Source organism: Exiguobacterium sp. s36 (assembly GCF_018618345.1).
Lineage (GTDB): Bacteria > Bacillota > Bacilli > Exiguobacteriales > Exiguobacteriaceae > Exiguobacterium > Exiguobacterium chiriqhucha.
Window position 1 is genome coordinate 118,077 of the sequence record NZ_JACSLW010000004.1, and the last position, 18,400, is coordinate 136,476.

General features: G+C 52.4%; 20 protein-coding genes. 7 read left to right on the forward strand and 13 right to left on the reverse strand.

Features of this window, described 5'->3' with window-relative positions; all coding sequences use genetic code 11:
- Window positions 1-30 precede the first annotated feature (30 nt).
- The 9 genes from KNP95_RS10300 to zapA form a co-directional block, all read right to left on the reverse strand.
- Entirely contained in the window at window positions 31-519 is a 489-nt protein-coding gene (locus KNP95_RS10300; protein WP_214836983.1) for a hypothetical protein, read from the reverse strand.
- A gap of 35 nt (window positions 520-554) precedes the next feature.
- Window positions 555-1,499 carry a sensor domain-containing diguanylate cyclase gene (locus KNP95_RS16160; protein ID WP_214836986.1) on the reverse strand — a complete coding sequence of 315 codons (945 nt, stop codon included), beginning with the start codon at window positions 1,497-1,499 and terminating at the stop codon, window positions 555-557.
- A gap of 157 nt (window positions 1,500-1,656) precedes the next feature.
- Window positions 1,657-2,118, reverse strand: a complete 462-nt coding sequence (locus KNP95_RS10310; RefSeq protein WP_214836989.1) for a hypothetical protein — start codon at window positions 2,116-2,118, stop codon at window positions 1,657-1,659.
- Between the two features lie 284 nt (window positions 2,119-2,402).
- Complete coding sequence (locus KNP95_RS10315) at window positions 2,403-3,215, reverse strand: bacteriochlorophyll 4-vinyl reductase (RefSeq protein WP_214836993.1); 813 nt, start codon at window positions 3,213-3,215, stop codon at window positions 2,403-2,405.
- Window positions 3,216-3,501: 286 nt separating this feature from the next.
- Window positions 3,502-3,918: a DUF350 domain-containing protein gene (locus KNP95_RS10320; RefSeq protein ID WP_087576464.1), complete on the reverse strand. Its 417-nt coding sequence runs from the start codon at window positions 3,916-3,918 to the stop codon at window positions 3,502-3,504.
- 7 nt (window positions 3,919-3,925) lie between these two features.
- Window positions 3,926-6,280, reverse strand: coding sequence for an endonuclease MutS2 (locus KNP95_RS10325; protein ID WP_131471036.1), 2,355 nt, complete (start codon window positions 6,278-6,280; stop codon window positions 3,926-3,928).
- Window positions 6,281-7,990, reverse strand: a complete 1,710-nt coding sequence (gene polX, locus KNP95_RS10330; RefSeq protein ID WP_029595895.1) for a DNA polymerase/3'-5' exonuclease PolX — start codon at window positions 7,988-7,990, stop codon at window positions 6,281-6,283.
- 69 nt (window positions 7,991-8,059) lie between these two features.
- A complete protein-coding gene (locus KNP95_RS10335) occupies window positions 8,060-8,596 on the reverse strand; it encodes a CvpA family protein (RefSeq protein WP_021066786.1) in 537 nt (178 codons plus the stop codon).
- Between the two features lie 8 nt (window positions 8,597-8,604).
- Window positions 8,605-8,826, reverse strand: a complete 222-nt coding sequence (gene zapA / locus KNP95_RS16080; RefSeq protein ID WP_021066785.1) for a cell division protein ZapA — start codon at window positions 8,824-8,826, stop codon at window positions 8,605-8,607.
- Window positions 8,827-9,037: 211 nt separating this feature from the next.
- On the opposite strand from zapA, the gene KNP95_RS10345 reads away from it, so the two are divergent.
- From KNP95_RS10345 to KNP95_RS10355, 3 genes are all read left to right on the forward strand, one after another.
- The gene (locus KNP95_RS10345; RefSeq protein WP_021066784.1) at window positions 9,038-10,252 is read left to right on the forward strand and encodes a dicarboxylate/amino acid:cation symporter; all 1,215 of its coding nucleotides are present in this window, start codon (window positions 9,038-9,040) and stop codon (window positions 10,250-10,252) included.
- An 86-nt stretch (window positions 10,253-10,338) separates the two neighbouring features.
- Window positions 10,339-11,184 carry a GNAT family N-acetyltransferase gene (locus KNP95_RS10350; RefSeq protein WP_214836996.1) on the forward strand — a complete coding sequence of 282 codons (846 nt, stop codon included), beginning with the start codon at window positions 10,339-10,341 and terminating at the stop codon, window positions 11,182-11,184.
- A gap of 42 nt (window positions 11,185-11,226) precedes the next feature.
- Window positions 11,227-11,433, forward strand: coding sequence for a hypothetical protein (locus KNP95_RS10355; RefSeq protein WP_021066782.1), 207 nt, complete (start codon window positions 11,227-11,229; stop codon window positions 11,431-11,433).
- A 33-nt stretch (window positions 11,434-11,466) separates the two neighbouring features.
- Here the strand turns inward: KNP95_RS10355 and KNP95_RS10360 are convergent, their stop codons facing one another.
- Window positions 11,467-12,771: a murein hydrolase activator EnvC family protein gene (locus KNP95_RS10360; RefSeq protein ID WP_021066781.1), complete on the reverse strand. Its 1,305-nt coding sequence runs from the start codon at window positions 12,769-12,771 to the stop codon at window positions 11,467-11,469.
- 290 nt (window positions 12,772-13,061) lie between these two features.
- Window positions 13,062-13,583: a VanZ family protein gene (locus KNP95_RS10365; protein WP_214836998.1), complete on the reverse strand. Its 522-nt coding sequence runs from the start codon at window positions 13,581-13,583 to the stop codon at window positions 13,062-13,064.
- A 163-nt stretch (window positions 13,584-13,746) separates the two neighbouring features.
- On the opposite strand from KNP95_RS10365, the gene KNP95_RS10370 reads away from it, so the two are divergent.
- On the forward strand, window positions 13,747-14,220 hold the full coding sequence (locus KNP95_RS10370; protein WP_029595900.1) for a glutathione peroxidase: 474 nt from the start codon (window positions 13,747-13,749) through the stop codon (window positions 14,218-14,220).
- Between the two features lie 44 nt (window positions 14,221-14,264).
- Here KNP95_RS10370 and KNP95_RS10375 read toward each other — a convergent pair whose 3' ends face one another.
- Window positions 14,265-15,191: a CAP domain-containing protein gene (locus KNP95_RS10375; protein ID WP_214837001.1), complete on the reverse strand. Its 927-nt coding sequence runs from the start codon at window positions 15,189-15,191 to the stop codon at window positions 14,265-14,267.
- Window positions 15,192-15,210: 19 nt separating this feature from the next.
- The gene (locus tag KNP95_RS10380) at window positions 15,211-15,657 is read right to left on the reverse strand and encodes a MarR family winged helix-turn-helix transcriptional regulator (protein ID WP_214837004.1); all 447 of its coding nucleotides are present in this window, start codon (window positions 15,655-15,657) and stop codon (window positions 15,211-15,213) included.
- A 118-nt stretch (window positions 15,658-15,775) separates the two neighbouring features.
- Between KNP95_RS10380 and KNP95_RS10385 the strand changes: the two genes are divergently transcribed.
- The 3 genes from KNP95_RS10385 (at window position 15,776) to KNP95_RS10395 (ending at window position 18,388) form a co-directional block, all read left to right on the forward strand.
- A complete protein-coding gene (locus tag KNP95_RS10385) occupies window positions 15,776-16,189 on the forward strand; it encodes an organic hydroperoxide resistance protein (RefSeq protein ID WP_214837007.1) in 414 nt (137 codons plus the stop codon).
- Window positions 16,190-16,283: 94 nt separating this feature from the next.
- Window positions 16,284-17,141 (forward strand): metallophosphoesterase, encoded by an 858-nt coding sequence (locus tag KNP95_RS10390; protein WP_214837010.1) that lies wholly within the window; start codon window positions 16,284-16,286, stop codon window positions 17,139-17,141.
- Between the two features lie 107 nt (window positions 17,142-17,248).
- The gene (locus KNP95_RS10395) at window positions 17,249-18,388 is read left to right on the forward strand and encodes a zinc-dependent alcohol dehydrogenase (protein WP_058763103.1); all 1,140 of its coding nucleotides are present in this window, start codon (window positions 17,249-17,251) and stop codon (window positions 18,386-18,388) included.
- Window positions 18,389-18,400: the final 12 nt, after the last annotated feature.

Genomic DNA, 18,400 nt, shown 5'->3' on the forward strand with positions numbered 1-18,400 from the left:
TCACTGGGATGGCGCTCCGTTGCGTTTACATCATTTTGGCTCATATCGAAATTCTGACACTTTTTCGTTGGCTCTTGAATACAGCGACTCCATCGAGAATCGACTTGGACGGCTCGTGTCCCCACCGTATAAGGCCTCGATGGTTTGATCGATATACACGTTTTCCGCTTCTAGATATTCAATAAAGAGGTCTTTATACTCATCGGCCGAAGTATCTTTATGTTGCACACCCTCCAGTTCAACTAAAAACCTATCGTTGTCTGCTTGCATTCTCTGCAACTCTTTAACTGCTCCAGATATGGCGACCACATCTGTTGGCACACTTGATAACGCGAGCATCTTACCTTGATGGTCGCGCGCTGATGAGAGGATGGAAGCGGCATCGAAATGGATGACTCGTCTGTCGTCAACCGGTTCAACCGTGCCAACGCAACCGGTTAAAATAGACGTCATGCCGATGAATAGACATATGGATAAAACGAACTTATGGATACGCTTCCCTCCTCTGAACTTAATCACGCTTCTTCAAATGTCTATCCCCGCAAGAAGCACTTTCAGTGAACAAACTTGAACGTTCGCTTCCCTGCTGATTTTGCTTGATATAGCGCCTCATCCGCTTGTTTCAAAAGCGTGACCAACGTCGTACGCTCATCTCGTATGTAGGTGACGATGCCAATGCTCGTCGAGACTTGGTAACCCTCATCCCACCTGCTTAACTCATCGATAATCTGAGTCGCGATGTGGCCCCATTCGTCTCGACCCGCAGCCTGTGAAAAGTGGAGCACGAACTCATCTCCGCCTAACCGGACCGCGAACGCATCACCTTGTTCGTTCACAATCGTTTGAAGCCTTGCCGCCACTTCTTGCAGGACGGTGTCCCCGATGTCGTGACCGTACCGATCGTTCACGCTTTTAAATCCGTCCAAGTCGAGGAAAAAGAGCGCGCCATGCTCATTCGAGCCATCTTCAAAGTACTTCGTCAAGTAGCGTCGATTGTACAGCTCCGTCAACATATCTCGCCACACAAAACGTTCTAGTTCCAAATAATACGAGAACAGCTTGACGATTCGTTGGAGCAACGCGATACTCCTCGAATCCAACAGACTCGCCTCATCATTGACGGCACACAACGTGCCAAACTTTTCACCGTTCGTCAGTGAGATTGGGATACCTAAATATGAGCGGATGTTTACGTCGTCGAGTAGCCGTTCCACTTCCTCCACATCACAGTCTCGCTTGATATCTTCATATCGCAACGGTTGATTGTTCTCGAAATCAATGCGATTACAAACAGAATTGCTCAAATCGACGACCATGTTTTCCGTAATCTGAATCGATGATTTTTGATTGGACAGTTTCAAAATGACCTGTTGCGAGTCTGTGAACGCAGTCAAATAAAACATTTGCTCGGGCAAAATTTCATTTGCGAGATCAAGGACATCGTTCGCAAGCTCGTCAAAGCTCTCATACATCTTCAATTCTTCAAATTGTGTGTTCATAAAAACTCCTCCACCCGATCCCTTTCTGCGCACATCCTATGCATTGAAAGGTTATGTTTCTCTCTTCGTCTTCATACATTTTACCATATGAGGATTGAAAGTAGAGAAAGGTGCAGGGATGAACGCTCGATTTGTACACTCGCTTCTTCTCCTTCGTTTATGCCTCGTCCACGACCTCGATGATGACGCCCGTATCCCCGACTTTCCCCAAGTCGAGCACGGTCGGATCTTCGTATGCCAAGACGTGAAACTCTTGCTCAATCGTGCGAATGACATAATGCGATAGTTCGCCTCGGTCTGTATTGACTCGGTCCGTCCCCATCCATTCCTTGGCGAACTTACTCAAAAGAGAGGTTTTCAATTTCACGATGGGATGCCCGTTCGCTAACCCTTCCTCCGGAATCCCGTGTTCTTCAAGTGTACCGAGAAACACCGCATATTGCTCGAAACGGATGCTGATTCGGTCCCGTTCTGAGGCCCACGTCAGCAACAACGTCGGGTCACTTGCCCCGAAAAACGTCCACTCGAGTGGGTAATAGGTGACGCCCTTCATCTGGAACGACTCCGTCTCGAGCACATAGTCTTCCGTCGTCATCAAAAAATCTAAATCAATCGCCATTCACGAATCCCCCTAGCAATCTTGATATAGTCTCGCAAAGCATAACACCATACATACTCATTGACTAGGATGATTATAATTGAAAGGTGATTGAGATTTGTAAGAAAATTCAACACTTCGGCAATACGATTCTCAGAAACCGACTATAAAACAATATTCCCTAAGTGAAAAAATATCGTATGCTACAAGAAAGAATACTGAACACGCCTTTCTTTGTGAGCATAAATAAAATAAAGAACCTGTGATATCAGATAAATCGAAATCACGGTCGCTATTCATTTGGTTTAAGCATTCTCTTCTAAGATGATAAAGTCGGCATCGATGATATCAGGGTTTACACGTTTCATTTCTTTGTAGCTTGAGACAAGCTCTTCATATGACACATCGACACTTTCCTCAAGTGCTTCCAACAACCGATTTCCCATTTGTGACATTGTCGAATATGTGAGTCCTCCCGAAATGACTCCTCCCGCAATCGGAATGAACTTAGACACGCTTTTCGCAAACGTATTTCGCGTCATCTTTACCCCAATTAAGCTAGACACCTTTTTAATGATTGGATAGTAAAATGTCTTCATAAGTGCTTTATTCGGCAATTGCTTCAATGCCTGCTTCGACAACTGTGACGATAACACTTTAATCGTCGCCGTCGCACCACCGACTCCGAACATAACCCCTAAGAAGAGAATCAAGTCCCCATTCACCCGTTCGACGTCCAATTCATCTTCATCCCAGAAATCCTCGTAGCCGTGCAAATACCCAATTTCTTGCGCTAACCTCAGCGCGACCCCGAAAAATTGAGCCGTGTCAGCTGGAATAGTAGCTGCGAGTGCAATTCCACCCGGTAATCCAGCCGCAAACGATGCCGTAGAGCTTTTCATCGTTTGGTTCATAATATTCTTCTTCGCGACTTTGCGAATCAACGCCGGTGAAACATTCGCTTCGATTGGTCCCTTCTCGACGATTTCAGCGAGTAGCACAGGCGGGACATGCTTACTGAAACTTTTCGCTAAAAACTCTTTTCGGTCCACTTTTACACCCGGCAATTTCACCGTGTTCGTAATCAACACTTCAAACAAATCTGATCCACTCGACAATCCCGACACCTCTTCCGTTTTGATTTAATACTCATCATCTATATCGGCTATATTCATTATTGAGTCTTACACTATCAGTATAAATCTTCTATAAGAAGAATTGGTAAAATATTTCATTTTCAGAAATCGATTATCTAAAATCCTACTCATAAAATCAAAAACGGAGCGCCCATCTCGGACGCTCCTTGCTTCGAGTTAATAAAAGATAAACCACAGTGCCGCTGCCACTAAAAACAGGCCGGCCCCGATGAAGAGAATCTTCGCTAGTCTCTCATATACCATGTCTTCACCTCACCAACGCCGCGCCGACGACGAGCGAGACCCCAATCGAGAGCAGGAACGCCATCAGTCCGACGGCGATGTTCCCTTTCCCGATCTCCTCGTTCACTTTGAGCGACGGCGTCAAAAATTCGAATAGCCAATACGTCACCAACAAGAGCACGAAACCGAAGCTCCCGCCGACCAACACATCCATCGTCTGGTCGTGGTGGCTCTCGACGACGCGGAAGATGTTGGCGAGACCGACGATTTTTCCGCCGGTCGCGAGTGCGACGGCGATGTTTCCTTTTTGAATCTCGCGCCAATTGCTGTACGGCGTCGTCACCTCAAAGATGGCGAGACCGACGACAATCATGAGTCCGGCGATTGAATATAAGCCGAGCGATTCAAGCAATACGTTGACGTTCACATTCCCCATTACCATGTTCCCCTCACTTCAGTTCGACGACCGTGACACCGAGTCCGCCTTCCCCCATCCCCCCGGGGCGCTGACTCTTCACGTGACGATGTCCTTTAAGATACTCCTGCGTCGCTTGGCGCATCGCCCCGGTCCCAAGACCGTGGATGATGCGAACGTTGTCGTACCCCGACACGAGTGCCTCGTCGATATATTTGTCGAGGCGGGAAAGTCCTTCTTCGACCCGAACACCGCGCAAGTCGAGCTCCGACTTCGTCGAGCTCTGACGCTTGAGCGAGCTGCCTTTCGACTGGAGCGACTGCTCTTTCGAAGGCCCGATCTTTTGAAGGTCGTCCGCTTTGACGTTCACTTTCATAATCCCGACTTGGACGTTGTACTCGTTATCGTTCAATTGCTTCACGATATAGCCCTTTTGGTTGAACGTCGTCACTTTCACTTCTTCGCCTTTACTGAACGTACGTTTCTGTTGCGCTTTTTGTTTCACTTTTTGAATCTTTTTATCTTGGAGCGTCGGTTTCGCCGATTCAAGCTGTTTCTTCGCGGCGATGATCTCGTGCTCTTTGACGATGCCTTCTTCACGAAGCTTCTTCAAGCGGTCGATGACTTCGTTCGCTTGGCGCTTCGCTTGTTCGACGGCCTTTTCGGCACGAGCCTCGGCTTCGCCGTACATCGTGTCGCGCTCACGCTCGAAATCGGTCAGCTTCGCTTCGAACGCAGCCTGTTCAGTTTCGAGGTCGTGGCGTTTGACAATCAATTCTTTCTCGAGCTGCTCGGCGCGATGCTTGGCCGCCTCGAGCTCATTGATCATCGATTCGACCGACTCGGCGTCGGTGCCGACATGGCTTCGCGCCTTGTCGATGACCTGTTCAGATAAGCCGAGACGTCGACTAATCTCGAACGCGTTCGAACGCCCCGGTACGCCGATCAATAGGCGGTACGTCGGGCTGAGCGATTCGATATCGAACTCCATCGAGGCGTTCATGACGCCTTCCCGGTTATAGGCGTACGCCTTCAGTTCCGAGTAGTGCGTCGTCGCCGCCACACGGGCGCCGCGACGTTTCACTTCGTCAAGGATGGCGATGGCAAGGGCCGCCCCTTCTTGCGGGTCGGTCCCGGCACCGAGCTCATCGAATAGGACGAGTGACATGAAGTCGATCTTGTCGAGCATGCTGACGATGTTCGTCATATGCGAGCTGAACGTCGACAAGCTCTGCTCGATTGACTGTTCATCACCGATGTCGGCATAGATGGCGTCAAAGACGGATAGCTCCGTCCCGAATTCGGCCGGCACGTACAGACCTGACTGCACCATCAGTTGGAGCAATCCGAGCGTCTTGAGCGTGACCGTCTTCCCGCCGGTGTTCGGTCCGGTGATGACGAGCGACGTGAACGCCTCGCCGAGTTCGACGGTGATCGGCACGACCTCATCTTGCGGGATGAACGGGTGACGCGCCTGTTTCAACTTGATTTCACGTTCATCGTTCAGTTTCGGTTCCGTCGCTTTGAGCTGATGCCCGTAGGCGACTTTTGCGAACACAAAGTCGAGCGTGGCGAGCACGTCGAGGTTCGTCACGACCGAATCAGCGACACCGCCGACTAGGTCTGACAGTTCGCTCAAGATGCGATCGATCTCGGCGCGCTCTTTCAAGCGGACTTCTTGAATCTCGTTGTTGATCGACACGATCGCCTGCGGCTCGATGAAGAGCGTCTGGCCTGATGCCGATTGGTCGTGGACGATCCCGCCGAACGCTTGGCGGTACTCCATCTTGACCGGGACGACGTAGCGGTCGTTCCGAATCGTGACGATGGCGTCCGACAGCATCTTCGCGTTGTTGCGGAGGATGTTGTCAATCCGTGAACGGACGCTGCCTTCAAAGCTACGGAGCTGGGTCCGGAGGCCACGGAGACGGTCGCTCGCCGAATCTTGGACCGTGCCTTGGTCGTCGATGGCGTGACGGATCGTCTGTTCGACCTCGATCAGCTTCGTCAAGCGCTCGGCATACTCGTCGAGACGCGGGATGCGGAGGTCTTCATTGTCCTCGTGCAGCTTCTCGAAGAAGTTCTTCACTTGGCGGCCGCTGTACATGACGGCGGCGACGGCGAGCAGTTCGCTCGTCGAGAGGACCGAGCCGATGGCGGCCCGCTTCACTTCACTGCGGACGTCGGTCAGTCCACCGAGCGGCAACCGGTCGCGGAGTCGGACGACCTCGGTCGCCTCGCGGGTGACGTTCAAGTTCGACAGTACCCGATCGTACGTATAGTCGGGCTGCATGTTGAGCGCCCGTTCTTTTCCGAGCGAGCTCGCGGCGTGGGCGGCGAGCTGCTGGCGGAGTTTTTCATATTCTAAAACGCGTAACGCGTGATCCATCTAGCATGTTCCTTTCTGTCGCTTCGCGTCGATGAACGCCTTGGCGTCCTCGAACGAGAGGCAGTTGATGATGTCTGACGGTTCGAGATAGGCTTTCCGGGCGTGCAGGACGCCGAGTGCCATATCTTCCATCATATCAGGGTGGTGCGTATCGGTGTTGATCATCAGTTTAACCCCGGCCGCCTTCGCTTTCTTCAGCGTCGAGGCAGTCAAATCGAGCCGGTTCGGGTTCGCGTTCAACTCGAGCGCCGTCCCCGTCTCTTTCGCGAGGGCGATCAAGCGCTCCTCGTCGATCGGATAACCGTCACGGCGCCCGATGAGGCGCCCGGTCGGATGGGCAATGACGTTGACGTACGGCGAGCGGCAGGCGTTCTCGAGCCGAGCCATAATCTCGTCGACGGATTGGTCCATCTTCGAGTGAATCGAGGCGACGACGTAGTCGAGCGTCGCCAAGAACTCAGGCTCATAGTCGAGCGTCCCGTCCGGGCGGATGTCCATCTCGACACCGCGCAGGACGTGCATGTCGTGTTTCTTGGCGGCAGCGAGAATCTCTTCCCCTTGCGCCTCGAGCCGTTCTTCGGTCAAGCCGTTGACGAACGACATGTATTTACCGTGGTCGGTGATGGCGATCCACTCATAGCCGCGCGCTTTCATCGCCGCGACGAGCTCGTCGACCGTCAACTTCCCGTCCGACCAGACCGTGTGCATATGGGCGTCGGCCTTGATATCGTCGAGTGTGACGAGCTTCGAGAGGTCGTGCTCGAACTCGAGGTTGCCCGCCCGGAGCTCCGGCGGGATGAACGGTAGTCCGTAGCGTTCGAACAGCTCGGCTTCCGTCTCCGGTTGCCAAAGGCCGTCCGCCGTCTCGACGCCGTACTCAGAAATCGACTCGCCCTTCGCTTTCGCGAGCTGGCGCATGCGTACGTTATGGTCTTTCGAGCCGGTGAAGTGATGGAGCGTCGCGGCGAAGGCTCCCGGTTCGACCATGCGGAAGTCGACCGACACCATCTCCTCGCGCTCGAGGACGAGCGACACTTTTGTCTCTCCGGCCGCGATTACCTCGTTGATGAACGGGAGAGCGAGCAACTTGTCACGGAGGGCGACAGGCTCTTCGGTCGCGATGATGAAGTCGAGGTCTTTACACGTCTCCTCGGCGCGGCGGAAACTGCCCCCGACCGAATGGCGCAAGGCGAGCGGTTCAGCTTCGAGCACCGTTTCAATCTCTTCGACGACCGGGCGCATCATGGCGTATGCGAGACGCTCCGGACGTGACTCGAGGTTCCGTGCCGCCGTGAGCAACTTCTCGACGCTCTTGGCGCCGAAGCCCGGGAGGCTCGCAGCCGTCCCGTCCTCTAATACGGTAATCAGCGTCTCGAGATCGACGACGCCGACTTCGCGGAGCTTGGCGAGTTTCTTGCCGCCGAGCCCTTGGATTTTGAGCAGTTTCATCAGGCCATATGGAATCTCTTCTTGGAGTGACTCGAGCACTTCACTGCGGCCCGTGTCCCGCCACTCTTCGAGGACGGCGGCCGTCCCTTTGCCGATCCCGGAGATTGTCGTCAAATCCTCGATGTCCTCGAGTTCGAGTTCGGTGTTCTCGAGCGCCGTCGCGGCTTTGCGGAAGGCGTTGATTTTGAACGGGTTCTCCCCTTTAATCTCCATGTATTGCGCGATCTTTTCTAGCAGCATCATCGCTTCAACTTTATTCATCGTGCTTCCCCCTTTTCCATACAGAAAAGGCCGAGACACAAGCACTAGCTTGCATTCCGGCCTGTCGTGTTACAACATCTTATTCGAGAACCATTCAGAGAGATATGGCGTGTCTTGAATGATGTACGTCGCGAGCGACGAGTTGTCGACGGCGCTCTGGACGCTTGCCATCGGTACGAACGCGATGACCCACAAAATGAAGAACGTGATCACGTACGCCTCGAAGAAGCCAAGGACCGCTCCGATGATTCCTTTCAATTGACGCAAGATCGGCAAGTCCGTCAAGAAGTCGAGCATCGATAGGATGAGATGCAAGACGAGCTTCGTGATGACGAACAAGACGACGAACCAGAAGACGTTATAAAACGTCATCTCGAGTCCTGTCAGTGCGTTTAAATCGATGACACCTTCTGGAAGCGACCCATCGAGTTGCGACGGGTATGGAATCCATAGCTTAAACGCTTCGGCGAGATCACGGTAGTACGCATTGGCGACGAGGAAGCTGATGATGAGCGCGACCCAATGGCCGAGCTGCAAAATCGCCCCGCGACGGAATCCGTTAATGATCCCGATGAACAAGAAAAACAGTATAAGTAGAGTAACCATAAAGTGATTTATTCTCCCGTATTTCGTTTAGTTTTGACGTGATCACTCGCGATTTGGATAGCGGCGAGCACCGCTGCCTGACGAGCGTCTAGATGAGGGGACTGTTCACGAATCTCACGGATCTTGCTATCGACCAGAAAGCCCACTTCCCTCACATGATCGGCCGGCTCTTCGCTGACGATCGTATAGTCCTGACCCGCGATATGAATCGTTGTTCGTTGTACCTGCACGCGTCACCCCTCCTTTACGTCTATTCAAAATTAATCATAACATCGTTTGTATATTAGGAAAAGAAGAAGGTCCCTCCCTTTTCCACTCCAACATTTTGTGATACCCTATTTCAAAGTTGTCAAACGTCAATCTTTGTTGAAAAATGAAAGATAGGGTGGCAACACGTCGCTAAATGTGCGAAAATAGCAACAATTCAAACATTAAGAGAGGATGATTTATTTGAAATTACGTATTGGCCTTCTAGGTCGCATCATCATCGCTATCGCATTCGGGATTCTACTCGGTAGCATCGTACCAGAAAGCCAGAACTGGATTGTCCGGACGTTTGTCACGTTCAACGCAGTCTTTGGGCAGTTCTTAGGCTTCGCCATCCCACTAATCATTCTCGCTTTCATCATTCCAGGAATCGGGGAACTTGGAAAAGGCGCTGGGAAATTGGTCGGTTTGACGGCCGCCATCGCTTACGTATCAACAGTCGTTGCCGGGACGCTCGCCTACTTCACGACGAGCAACTTGTTCCCGCAAATCTTGTCACGCAGTACGGCCTCTGCTGAAAACCCGGAAGAAGCTCTTTTGAAAAGCTTCATGGAGTTCGAGATTCCACCGGTATTCGGCGTCATGACGGCGCTCATTCTCGCCTTCGTCATCGGCATCGGGATTGCCGCCATCGAAAGCAAGCGCTCGCTCGATTTGGCCATGGATTTCCGCGATATCATTGAACTACTCATCAGCAAAGTCATCATTCCACTATTACCGATTCACATCGCCGGAATTTTCATGAACATGACGTACGCCGGACAAGTCGCTGAGATTCTCTCGGTGTTCTCGCTCGTCTTCGTCACGATCATCGTCCTTCACTTGACGATGCTCTTGATTCAATACTCAGTCGCAGGTGCTCTCAACAAAGAGAACCCACTTCGTCTCTTGAAGACGATGATGCCGGCTTACTTCACAGCCATCGGGACACAGTCGTCAGCGGCGACAATCCCGGTCACACTTCGTCAGGCGAAAGCGAACAACACGGACGAAGGCGTCGCCAACTTCGTGGTGCCGCTCTGTGCGACCATCCACTTGTCAGGGTCGACAATCACGCTCACATCGGTCGGTGTCGCCCTCATGTACTTGAACGGCATGCCGATGTCATTCGCCATCGTGCTCCCGTTCATCCTCGCCCTCGGCGTCACGATGATCGCAGCACCAGGCGTACCAGGTGGAGCCGTCATGGCCTCGCTCGGTTTGTTCGGTTCGATGCTCGGATTCAGCGAAACGATGCTCAGTCTTGTCATCGCCCTCTACTTGGCACAAGATAGCTTCGGTACGGCGACAAACGTCACGGGAGACGGCGCCATCGCCAAAATCGTTCATTACTTCAAACGCAACACCAACATTTTGGATGACGCAAAAGAACGCGAAGAAATCGCGTAATCTCATCTATAATTTGATAGAATGAAAAAAACGGGCAAGCCATCAGGTTTGCCCGTTTCGTATACATACGATGAAAGGGTGTTCATATGGAACTGATTCGTTGGAACGACCTATCCGGATTTGAAGAACGTGTCATGCCCCACCTGCTCGAACATGAGGCCGAGAACAGCTTGATGATTGGCGTGCTCGATGCCATCAAACAAGGCCGATACGAGTCGTATCATCAACTCACCGTCGAAGATGACGGTGATGTGCTCGCGATCCTGCAAGTGACTCCGCCCCATCCGCTCAACTATGTGCTCGTGAAGTATGAGCGAGAGGATGACGTCCTTCGTCTGCTCGTGCCTGAACTATTAAATGGTGATATCCCATTCACCGAGGTCGTCTCGCAAGCTGATCTAGCGATGAATTTCTACACGCTCTGGTACATCCTGACGGCGCGAGAGCCGAAAGTCTTCATGGAGCAAGGCCTATATCGTCTTGATCGTGTCAACGACATTCCGCTGTCGGAAGGGTCGATGCGACGGGCTACCGAGGACGATGAGGCATTCCTCGTGAAGGCGTATAACGCGTTCGAAAAGGATACCGGTTTACCGGTCTCGTCGAAGGCAAACGCGACACAAAAAATTGCGACGATGCTCGAGAATCAAGAAGTGTACGTCTGGGAAGTCGACGGCAAGGTCGTCTCGTGCGCGAAGAAATCGCGCGAGACCGCGAACGGCGTCACTGTCTCGTTTGTCTACACGCCAAAAGCGTTGCGCAAGCGCGGCTATGCCCGCTCGCTCGTCGCCGAGCTGAGCCGGGAGCTCTTGACGTCGAAACAATATTGTACGCTCTATACGGATTTGAGCAACCCGACATCGAACAAGATTTATAAAGAAGTCGGTTATGAAAGAATCTTCACTTCTGCGTGGATTCGATTGCCTAGCTGATTTGATGCGCCTCCCCTATACTGTAGGTGGAGGCGATTTTTGATGAACAGATTATTCGGTTGGTGGCTCCGCATCCCGCGCCGGGTACGGTTGACCGCCTTGACGGTCGTCACACTCGCCGTGCTCGGCTATATGGTGTTTCTCGGCGGCCGGAGCATGCTCGACGACCCGAACTGGGACACGCTCTGGCTGAGCGTCATCGGCGCCGCCCTGCTGACCTTTATCGCGTACAAGGCAACAAAAAAGTGATCGACGCGTTCGTCGATCACTTTTTGTATAGGCTTAGAAGAATGAAGCTGGGTTGACCGTGCTGCCCGCGCTCGAAGATGAGTACGAGTAACCACCACGGTGGATTTCGAAGTGCAAGTGTGAGCCAGTCGAGTTCCCTGTGCTACCCATGCCGCCGATGTGTTGACCTTGTGTCACACGTTGGCCGGCCGATACTGATACCGAGCTCATGTGTGCGTATACCGTCGTCCAAACTTGACCGTTCAAGACGTGCGTGATGATGACGTGGTTCCCGTAAGCGCCACCCCATCCAGCTGTCGTGACCGTACCTGTTTGTGCTGCGTTGATCGGTGTGCCGACCGGTGCTGCGATATCAAGTCCGTTGTGGAACGAGTAACCGTTCGCACCACTCGCCGCGCCCCATCCTTGTGAGAGACGACCGTTTGCCGGACGTTGGAACATGCCGCCGCTTGCCGGTACAGAAGATGCCGCTGCCGACGCTGTCGGTGTGCTAATCGCGCTAGCGCCAGTGTTTGTCGCTTGTTTTTTCTTCGCAGCCGCTGCTGCCGCTGCCGCACGTTTCGCTTCTTCAGCCGCACGACGTTGTGCTTCCATTTCAGCCTTGATGGCTTTCTCTTGCGCTTTGAGTGTTGACTCCATTTCTTGGAGGCTCATCAATTTCGATTCGAACTTCACTTTCTCAGCGTTGAGTTTCTTAATCTTCGCTGCGCGCTCTTTCATTTTCTTGTTGAGCGTCTTTTGACGTTGTTCGAGTTCTTCTTTTTGTTTCACGAGAGCATCGCGCTCGGCTTTCAACTCAGCTTGCGCTGCAGCCAATTTTTCTTTCGTCGCTTGATACTCTTCGAAGATTTGTTTGTCGTTCTCTTGAATCGTACCAGCCGTGATCATGCGTGTGAGCAAGTCACCGAAGTCTTTCGATCCGAAGATGAACTCTGCCCAGTCGATCGAGCCGCCGCCATTTTTTTGCATCGTGGCCATGCGCTCTTTCATGAGCTCTTCTTGCGCCTTCATTTTTGCTTCATATTGTTTAATCTGCTTTTGAAGGGCTGCAATTTTTTGTTGTGTTGCACGAATCTCAGCTTTCTTTTGCGCGACGTCATTGATGACGTCTTGGAGTTCAGCATCTAACTTGTTGATTTCTTGCTGCTCTTTGCTGATCGCCTGTTCACGTTTTTTGATCGAGGCGTTCGCTTTGCTCTGTTCACTGTTATTCTGTTGTTGCTGCTGTTGCACCTTTTTCTGCTTGTCTGTAAGTGACGCTGCATAGCCAGGTGTCGTGCCGCTAATGAGAAGAGCTCCTAAAGTGACGGTTGCTGCAAGTTTCTTCAAGTTAACCAATGTGCTTCCCTCCGCTGAGTTCTCTGAATTTCTATATAATATAGATCGCATAAATTATAAATTAATAGGCGAAATTCGATATCGCTCTGAGACTCATTATAGCAATCTAAACCTAAAGTTATTTTACACTTATATTTCATTCCCATTACATTGACCTGTTTTAGGTTTTATCCGTTTAAAAATGGGGGTATAAAGGGCTTTTGCAATTTTGCTTGTCACACAAACGTTATAAATCAAAAAGAAAAGCACTTCATGAAAGCGCTTTTCAAATAACTACCTATACGATTTTTTTACCACCATGGAGACACGAATCCCGATCGTGACCGTTTATGACGTCCTTGTTTGAACAGCAGAAACCCGCCAATCAATAGAATGCCACAGGCGGCACCAAAACTATCGAGCATGATGTCTTGGATGAGCGGCGTCCGCTCGGGTGTCAAACTTTGATGGAACTCATCAAAGATGGCGACCGTGTTCGCGAGCGCCCAGGCGAACAAGAGCGTCAGCCCAGGATGGAGTCGCGTACGCGATACCGCTTTGACGAGAAGTGCCCCGAGTGCGAAGAAGACGGTGAAGTGCGCCGCTTTCCGAATCAAGAACTCAATCAAGCCGGCACTCCCTTTCGCCTCGAGCGATACCGCTCCTCCGGCATACTCGAAGTCGACGGTCGAGAGGACAGGTTCGGCCCACGTCCAATTGATGCGTTCGAGCGGTGAGACGATGCTTTGGTCCGAATACGGGGTCGCGCTCGAGAAGAATAAGCCAATCAGGATCAAACCGATCCATATAAATTCATTTTTCAATATGTACATGACACCTTTCCTTTCTACAACGAGTCTCATTATACGCCGTCCATCACGTTTCATTGTAACAACGACTTCATCATTTCATGACAATTTGATTGCGAACGACCGATTCAAAGTCGTGTCTTGAAATCGCGATTGGTATAATGAAAAGAAAAAAGGGGGAATCAACATGATCTATCAATATGAAGCAGCCGACATGAGCGGCAAGCTCCAACCGCTATCCAAATACGAAGGTGACGTCCTATTAATCGTCAACACGGCGAGCAAGTGCGGCTTCACCCCGCAACTCGACGGGCTCGAGAAATTATATGAACGTTATCAGGGCCAAGGGTTCCATATCCTCGGCTTCCCATGCAACCAGTTCGGCAATCAAGACCCGGGGTCGAACGAGGAAATCAGCGAGTTCTGTCAATTGAACTACGGCGTGACGTTCCCGATGTTCGCCAAAGTAGACGTGAACGGCAAAGACGCCCACCCGCTCTTCCAATACTTATCGAAAGAAGCACCCGGCCTGCTCGGCTCGAAGACAATCAAGTGGAACTTCACGAAGTTCCTCGTCGATCGGAACGGCAATGTCATCGAGCGGTTCTCGCCGCAGACGACGCCGGACGAGATCGAGACGGCCGTCAAACGCCTGTTATAAGTCAAAGGATGGTCCGCCGCAATCCGGCAGGCCATCCTTTTTTATTAGCGTGGTGTGATGAAATTGATCGTATAGAACGGGCTCGACTCCTCATTGTAGACGAGGCCGACCGACACGTGCGTGAAGCCATCTTTTAAGATGTTCTCCCGGTGGCCGAGCGAGTTCATCAGTCCCCAGTGGGCATGGAACACGCTCATCTGCCCCATCGCCAAGTTCTCGCCGGCAAGGGAGTAAGCGATTCCGGCCTCGTTCATCCGCTCGAACGGATCGCGGCCTTCGGGATCCGTATGGCTGAAGAAGTTGTTCCGGGCCATGTTCTCACTATGGGCGCGGACGACCGGTAATAGCGGCTCGTAATCGGCGAGCGCCGACAGTCCGAACTTCTGGCGGTCCCAGTTCATGAGCATTCGCATCAACTGTTCGTTCGCGACGAGATTGTCTTCCGACACGTCACCGTAATAGCCCTCACTCGATTCCTCGACGTCCCGGTCGACGGTGAGCACGGCTTTCAGCTTGTCGTCGTCATGCTGATCGAAGAACAGCGTCACGTAGTCATCATCAATCGCATAGACGTTGAACGACGGGTCGTCCGGAATCAAATAGCGCTTCAGTCCCTTATTATACGATTTGACCTCATCGAAGCCGATTTTTTCGATTTGTTGTCGTGTCGTCTCGCCCACGATGAGCCCTTCAAAGATGCTGCCCGTCTCGAACTGATACTGGCCTTGCTTCGACCCGTCGGCATCAATCAACTCGAGGCTGCGGTCGCCGCTCTTCTCGAGCAAGTACCAGTCGTGCCCGGCATATTGGCTCGTGAAGCGCGGGGCGTCGGTCGAGCGTTCTTGCTGCTCCTCCGCCACTTCCGTCGACTTCACTTGAATGCTCGTCGGCGCCGACACGTTCGGCACTTCAAATTTCCAGGCCGCATACATGCCGATTGCGAGCAATAAAATCACTAGTTTACGAAACATCGCGTCTCCTTTCGAAAACCTACTCCTCTCGCTCACCGAATGCACGCAAGCGCGCCTTGATATCGATGAGCATCTCCATATAAGCGATATACGTCGCTTGATCTATATTCAGCATACCACTCACTTTGAGCGGTACCTCTTCGGCCTGCTCACGCAGTGCGCTCCCGGACGGCGTGAGTGACAAGAGGACACGACGCTCGTCGTCGGTCGCCCGCACTTTCTCCACGTAATCGAGTTGCATGAGCCGCTTGACGAGCGGTGACAACGTGCCCGAATCGAGCGTGAGTCGCTCCCCGAGCTGTTTCAAATCGATATTGTCCTCTTCCCACAAGACGAGCATGACCAAGTACTGGCTATATGTCAGGTTTAACGGCGCCAAAATTGGGCGATATAGTCTTGTAAGCTCTTTTGAAGCGGTATAGAGCTGAAAACAGATCTGATGCTCTAATGTTAATGAACTTTTCATAAAATTTCCTCCGGCTATAGTCTTAGGACAAGCATATCATTTGCTTATCTGTTTGACTGCCCTATAATTAGATTGTGCACAACTTAATTGCCTAAAAACGAAATGGAGGAATTGAATCATGAAACCATTATTCACAGCTTCTGCAACTGCAATCGGTGGCCGCGAAGGTCGCGTCACATCGACGGACGGCGTCATCGACTTGAACGTATCAATGCCTGGCTCAAAACACGCGGACGAAGCGACGAACCCGGAGCAACTCTTCGCAGCAGGTTACGCGGCATGTTTCGGTAGCGCCTTGAACCTCGTCATCGGCAAAGAACGTATTAAAACAGACGGCACGAACGTCACAGGACACGTGACGCTCAACCAAGACGATGAAGGTTTCTTCATCTCGGTCGAACTCGAAGTCGAAATCAAAGGTGTCGATCAAGCGACGGCGGAACGTCTTGTCGAAGCGGCACACCAAGTTTGCCCGTACTCGAAAGCGATACGCGGCAACGTCGACGTCAAGTTGACTGCCAAAACAGCATAATTCGATGGCCCGCTTCCGAGCGGGCTTTTTTTGCGTCCGGAGCATCAACAGAGTAAACTGAAGAAACGAACGATTCATCGAGAGGAGGCGGACGATGTTCAAAGGCAAACGTAAATATGTGACGATCGGCGTCGGAGTCGCGTTCCTCCTCGCCGCTTTCTATAACGGACTGACCGTCCGGAACTATACGGTCGAGTCGGACAAGCTCGCGTCGGGACAATCGTTCCGGGTCGTCCTATTGTCCGATTTGCACAGCTATTCGTACGGGGACGACCAACGCGTCTTAATCGACAAAGTGCGGGAACAGGAACCGGATTTGATCGCCCTTCCCGGCGATATCCTCGACCGCTTCCGCTCACCCGATGCCTCCTTCGAATTGATTGAAGGGCTGCAGGGCATCGCGCCGATGTATTTCGTGACCGGCAACCACGAGATTGACGGCTCTGACGACTTTGTCCGTCACGACGTCAAAGACGTGTTCCGCTCCTACGGCGTGACGGTGCTCGAGAATGAGACGGCCTCAGTCAACGTCAACGGGGTCGATCTCCTCGTCGGTGGGCTCGAAGACCCGCTCCGGACGTATACCGAAAATATTCAGGCGAGCTGGGAAGAGACGGCCTTGACCTCGCTCGGCGATGTCGACACCGAGACGGCGTTCAGCCTGCTCTTGTCACACCGGGCCGAACAAGTCGAGACATACGCCGCCCTGCCGTTCGACCTCGTCCTGTCAGGCCATGCCCACGGCGGGCAGGTTCGCATCCCCTATTTATTGAACGGACTGTACGCGCCGGACCAGGGCTTCTTCCCGAAGTATGCCGGCGGCCTGTACGAACACGAGTCGTTCACCCACGTCATCGGGCGCGGCTTCAACTATAGCGTCAGCGTACCGCGCGTATTCAACCCACCGGAGATCGTCGTCATCGACGTCACTGGGACCGGGGCTCCTCAGTGAGTCCCTTTTCCTATTTTCCCCAAAAATCGGATTCGCATGCGTGCGGGAGGGGTACAGTACTCTTGTTGTGACTTACTTGTTTTTGAAAAAAGGGAGGAAGTGGACAAATGCGTGCTGTCACCTATCAAGGAGCGAAGAACATCGAAGTGAAAGACGTGAAAGACCCAGAGATTGAGAATCGGGAAGAGATTATCGTCAAAATCACCTCGACGGCCATCTGCGGATCAGATTTGCACATCTACTTAGGCAACATGCCGACCCGACATGGCTACGTCATCGGGCACGAACCGATGGGCATCGTCGAGGAAGTCGGACCTGACGTGACGAAAGTGAAAAAAGGCGACCGGGTCGTCTTACCGTTCAACGTCTCGTGCGGCCATTGTTTCTATTGCGAGAACGAGATGGAGAGTCAGTGTGACAATTCGAACCACGCCCCGCATACGGACGCGGGCGGCTATTTCGGATTCACCGAGCAGTTCGGGAACCATCCTGGGGGGCAGGCCGAATATTTGAAAGTGCCTTACGGCAACTTCATGCCGCTCGTCATTCCCGAATCGTGCGAACTCGACGACGAAGCACTCCTCTTCCTCTCCGACGTCATCCCGACCGCTTGGTGGAGTTTGGACAGTTCCGGGATGAAAGCCGGCGACACGGTCGTCGTCCTCGGTTCGGGACCGGTCGGACTAATGACACAAAAGCTCGCCTGGGTGCGTGGTGCGAAACGCGTCATCGCCGTCGACCCGGAATTGTATCGCTTGAACCGAGCCAAATTGTCGAACAACGTTGAGACCGTTCTCATGAAAGACCCGATTGATACGGGCAAATACATTTATGAGATCACGAACGGCGGTGCTGACGTCGTCATCGACTGTGTCGGCTTCGACGGCAAAATGTCTCCAATCGAGAAAGTAGAGCAAAAGTTGATGGTTCAAGGCGGCACGCTCAGCGCCATCAAAGTCGCCAAAGAAGCGGTCCGGAAGTTCGGGACGGTTCAATTGACCGGGATTTATGCGATGAACTATAACCAGTTCCCGCTCGGCGACTTCTTCACCCGTAACGTAAGCATCCGGACGGGACAAGCACCGGTCATCCACTACATGCCCGAGCTGTTCCAGATGATCGTCGACAAGAAGTTCGATCCGACCGACATCATCACGCACCGCTTGCCGCTCGAACAGGCGGCCGACGCATACAAAATCTTTAACGATCATTTGGACGACTGCGTCAAAGTCGTCTTGAAGCCATAACAAAAGCGGTCC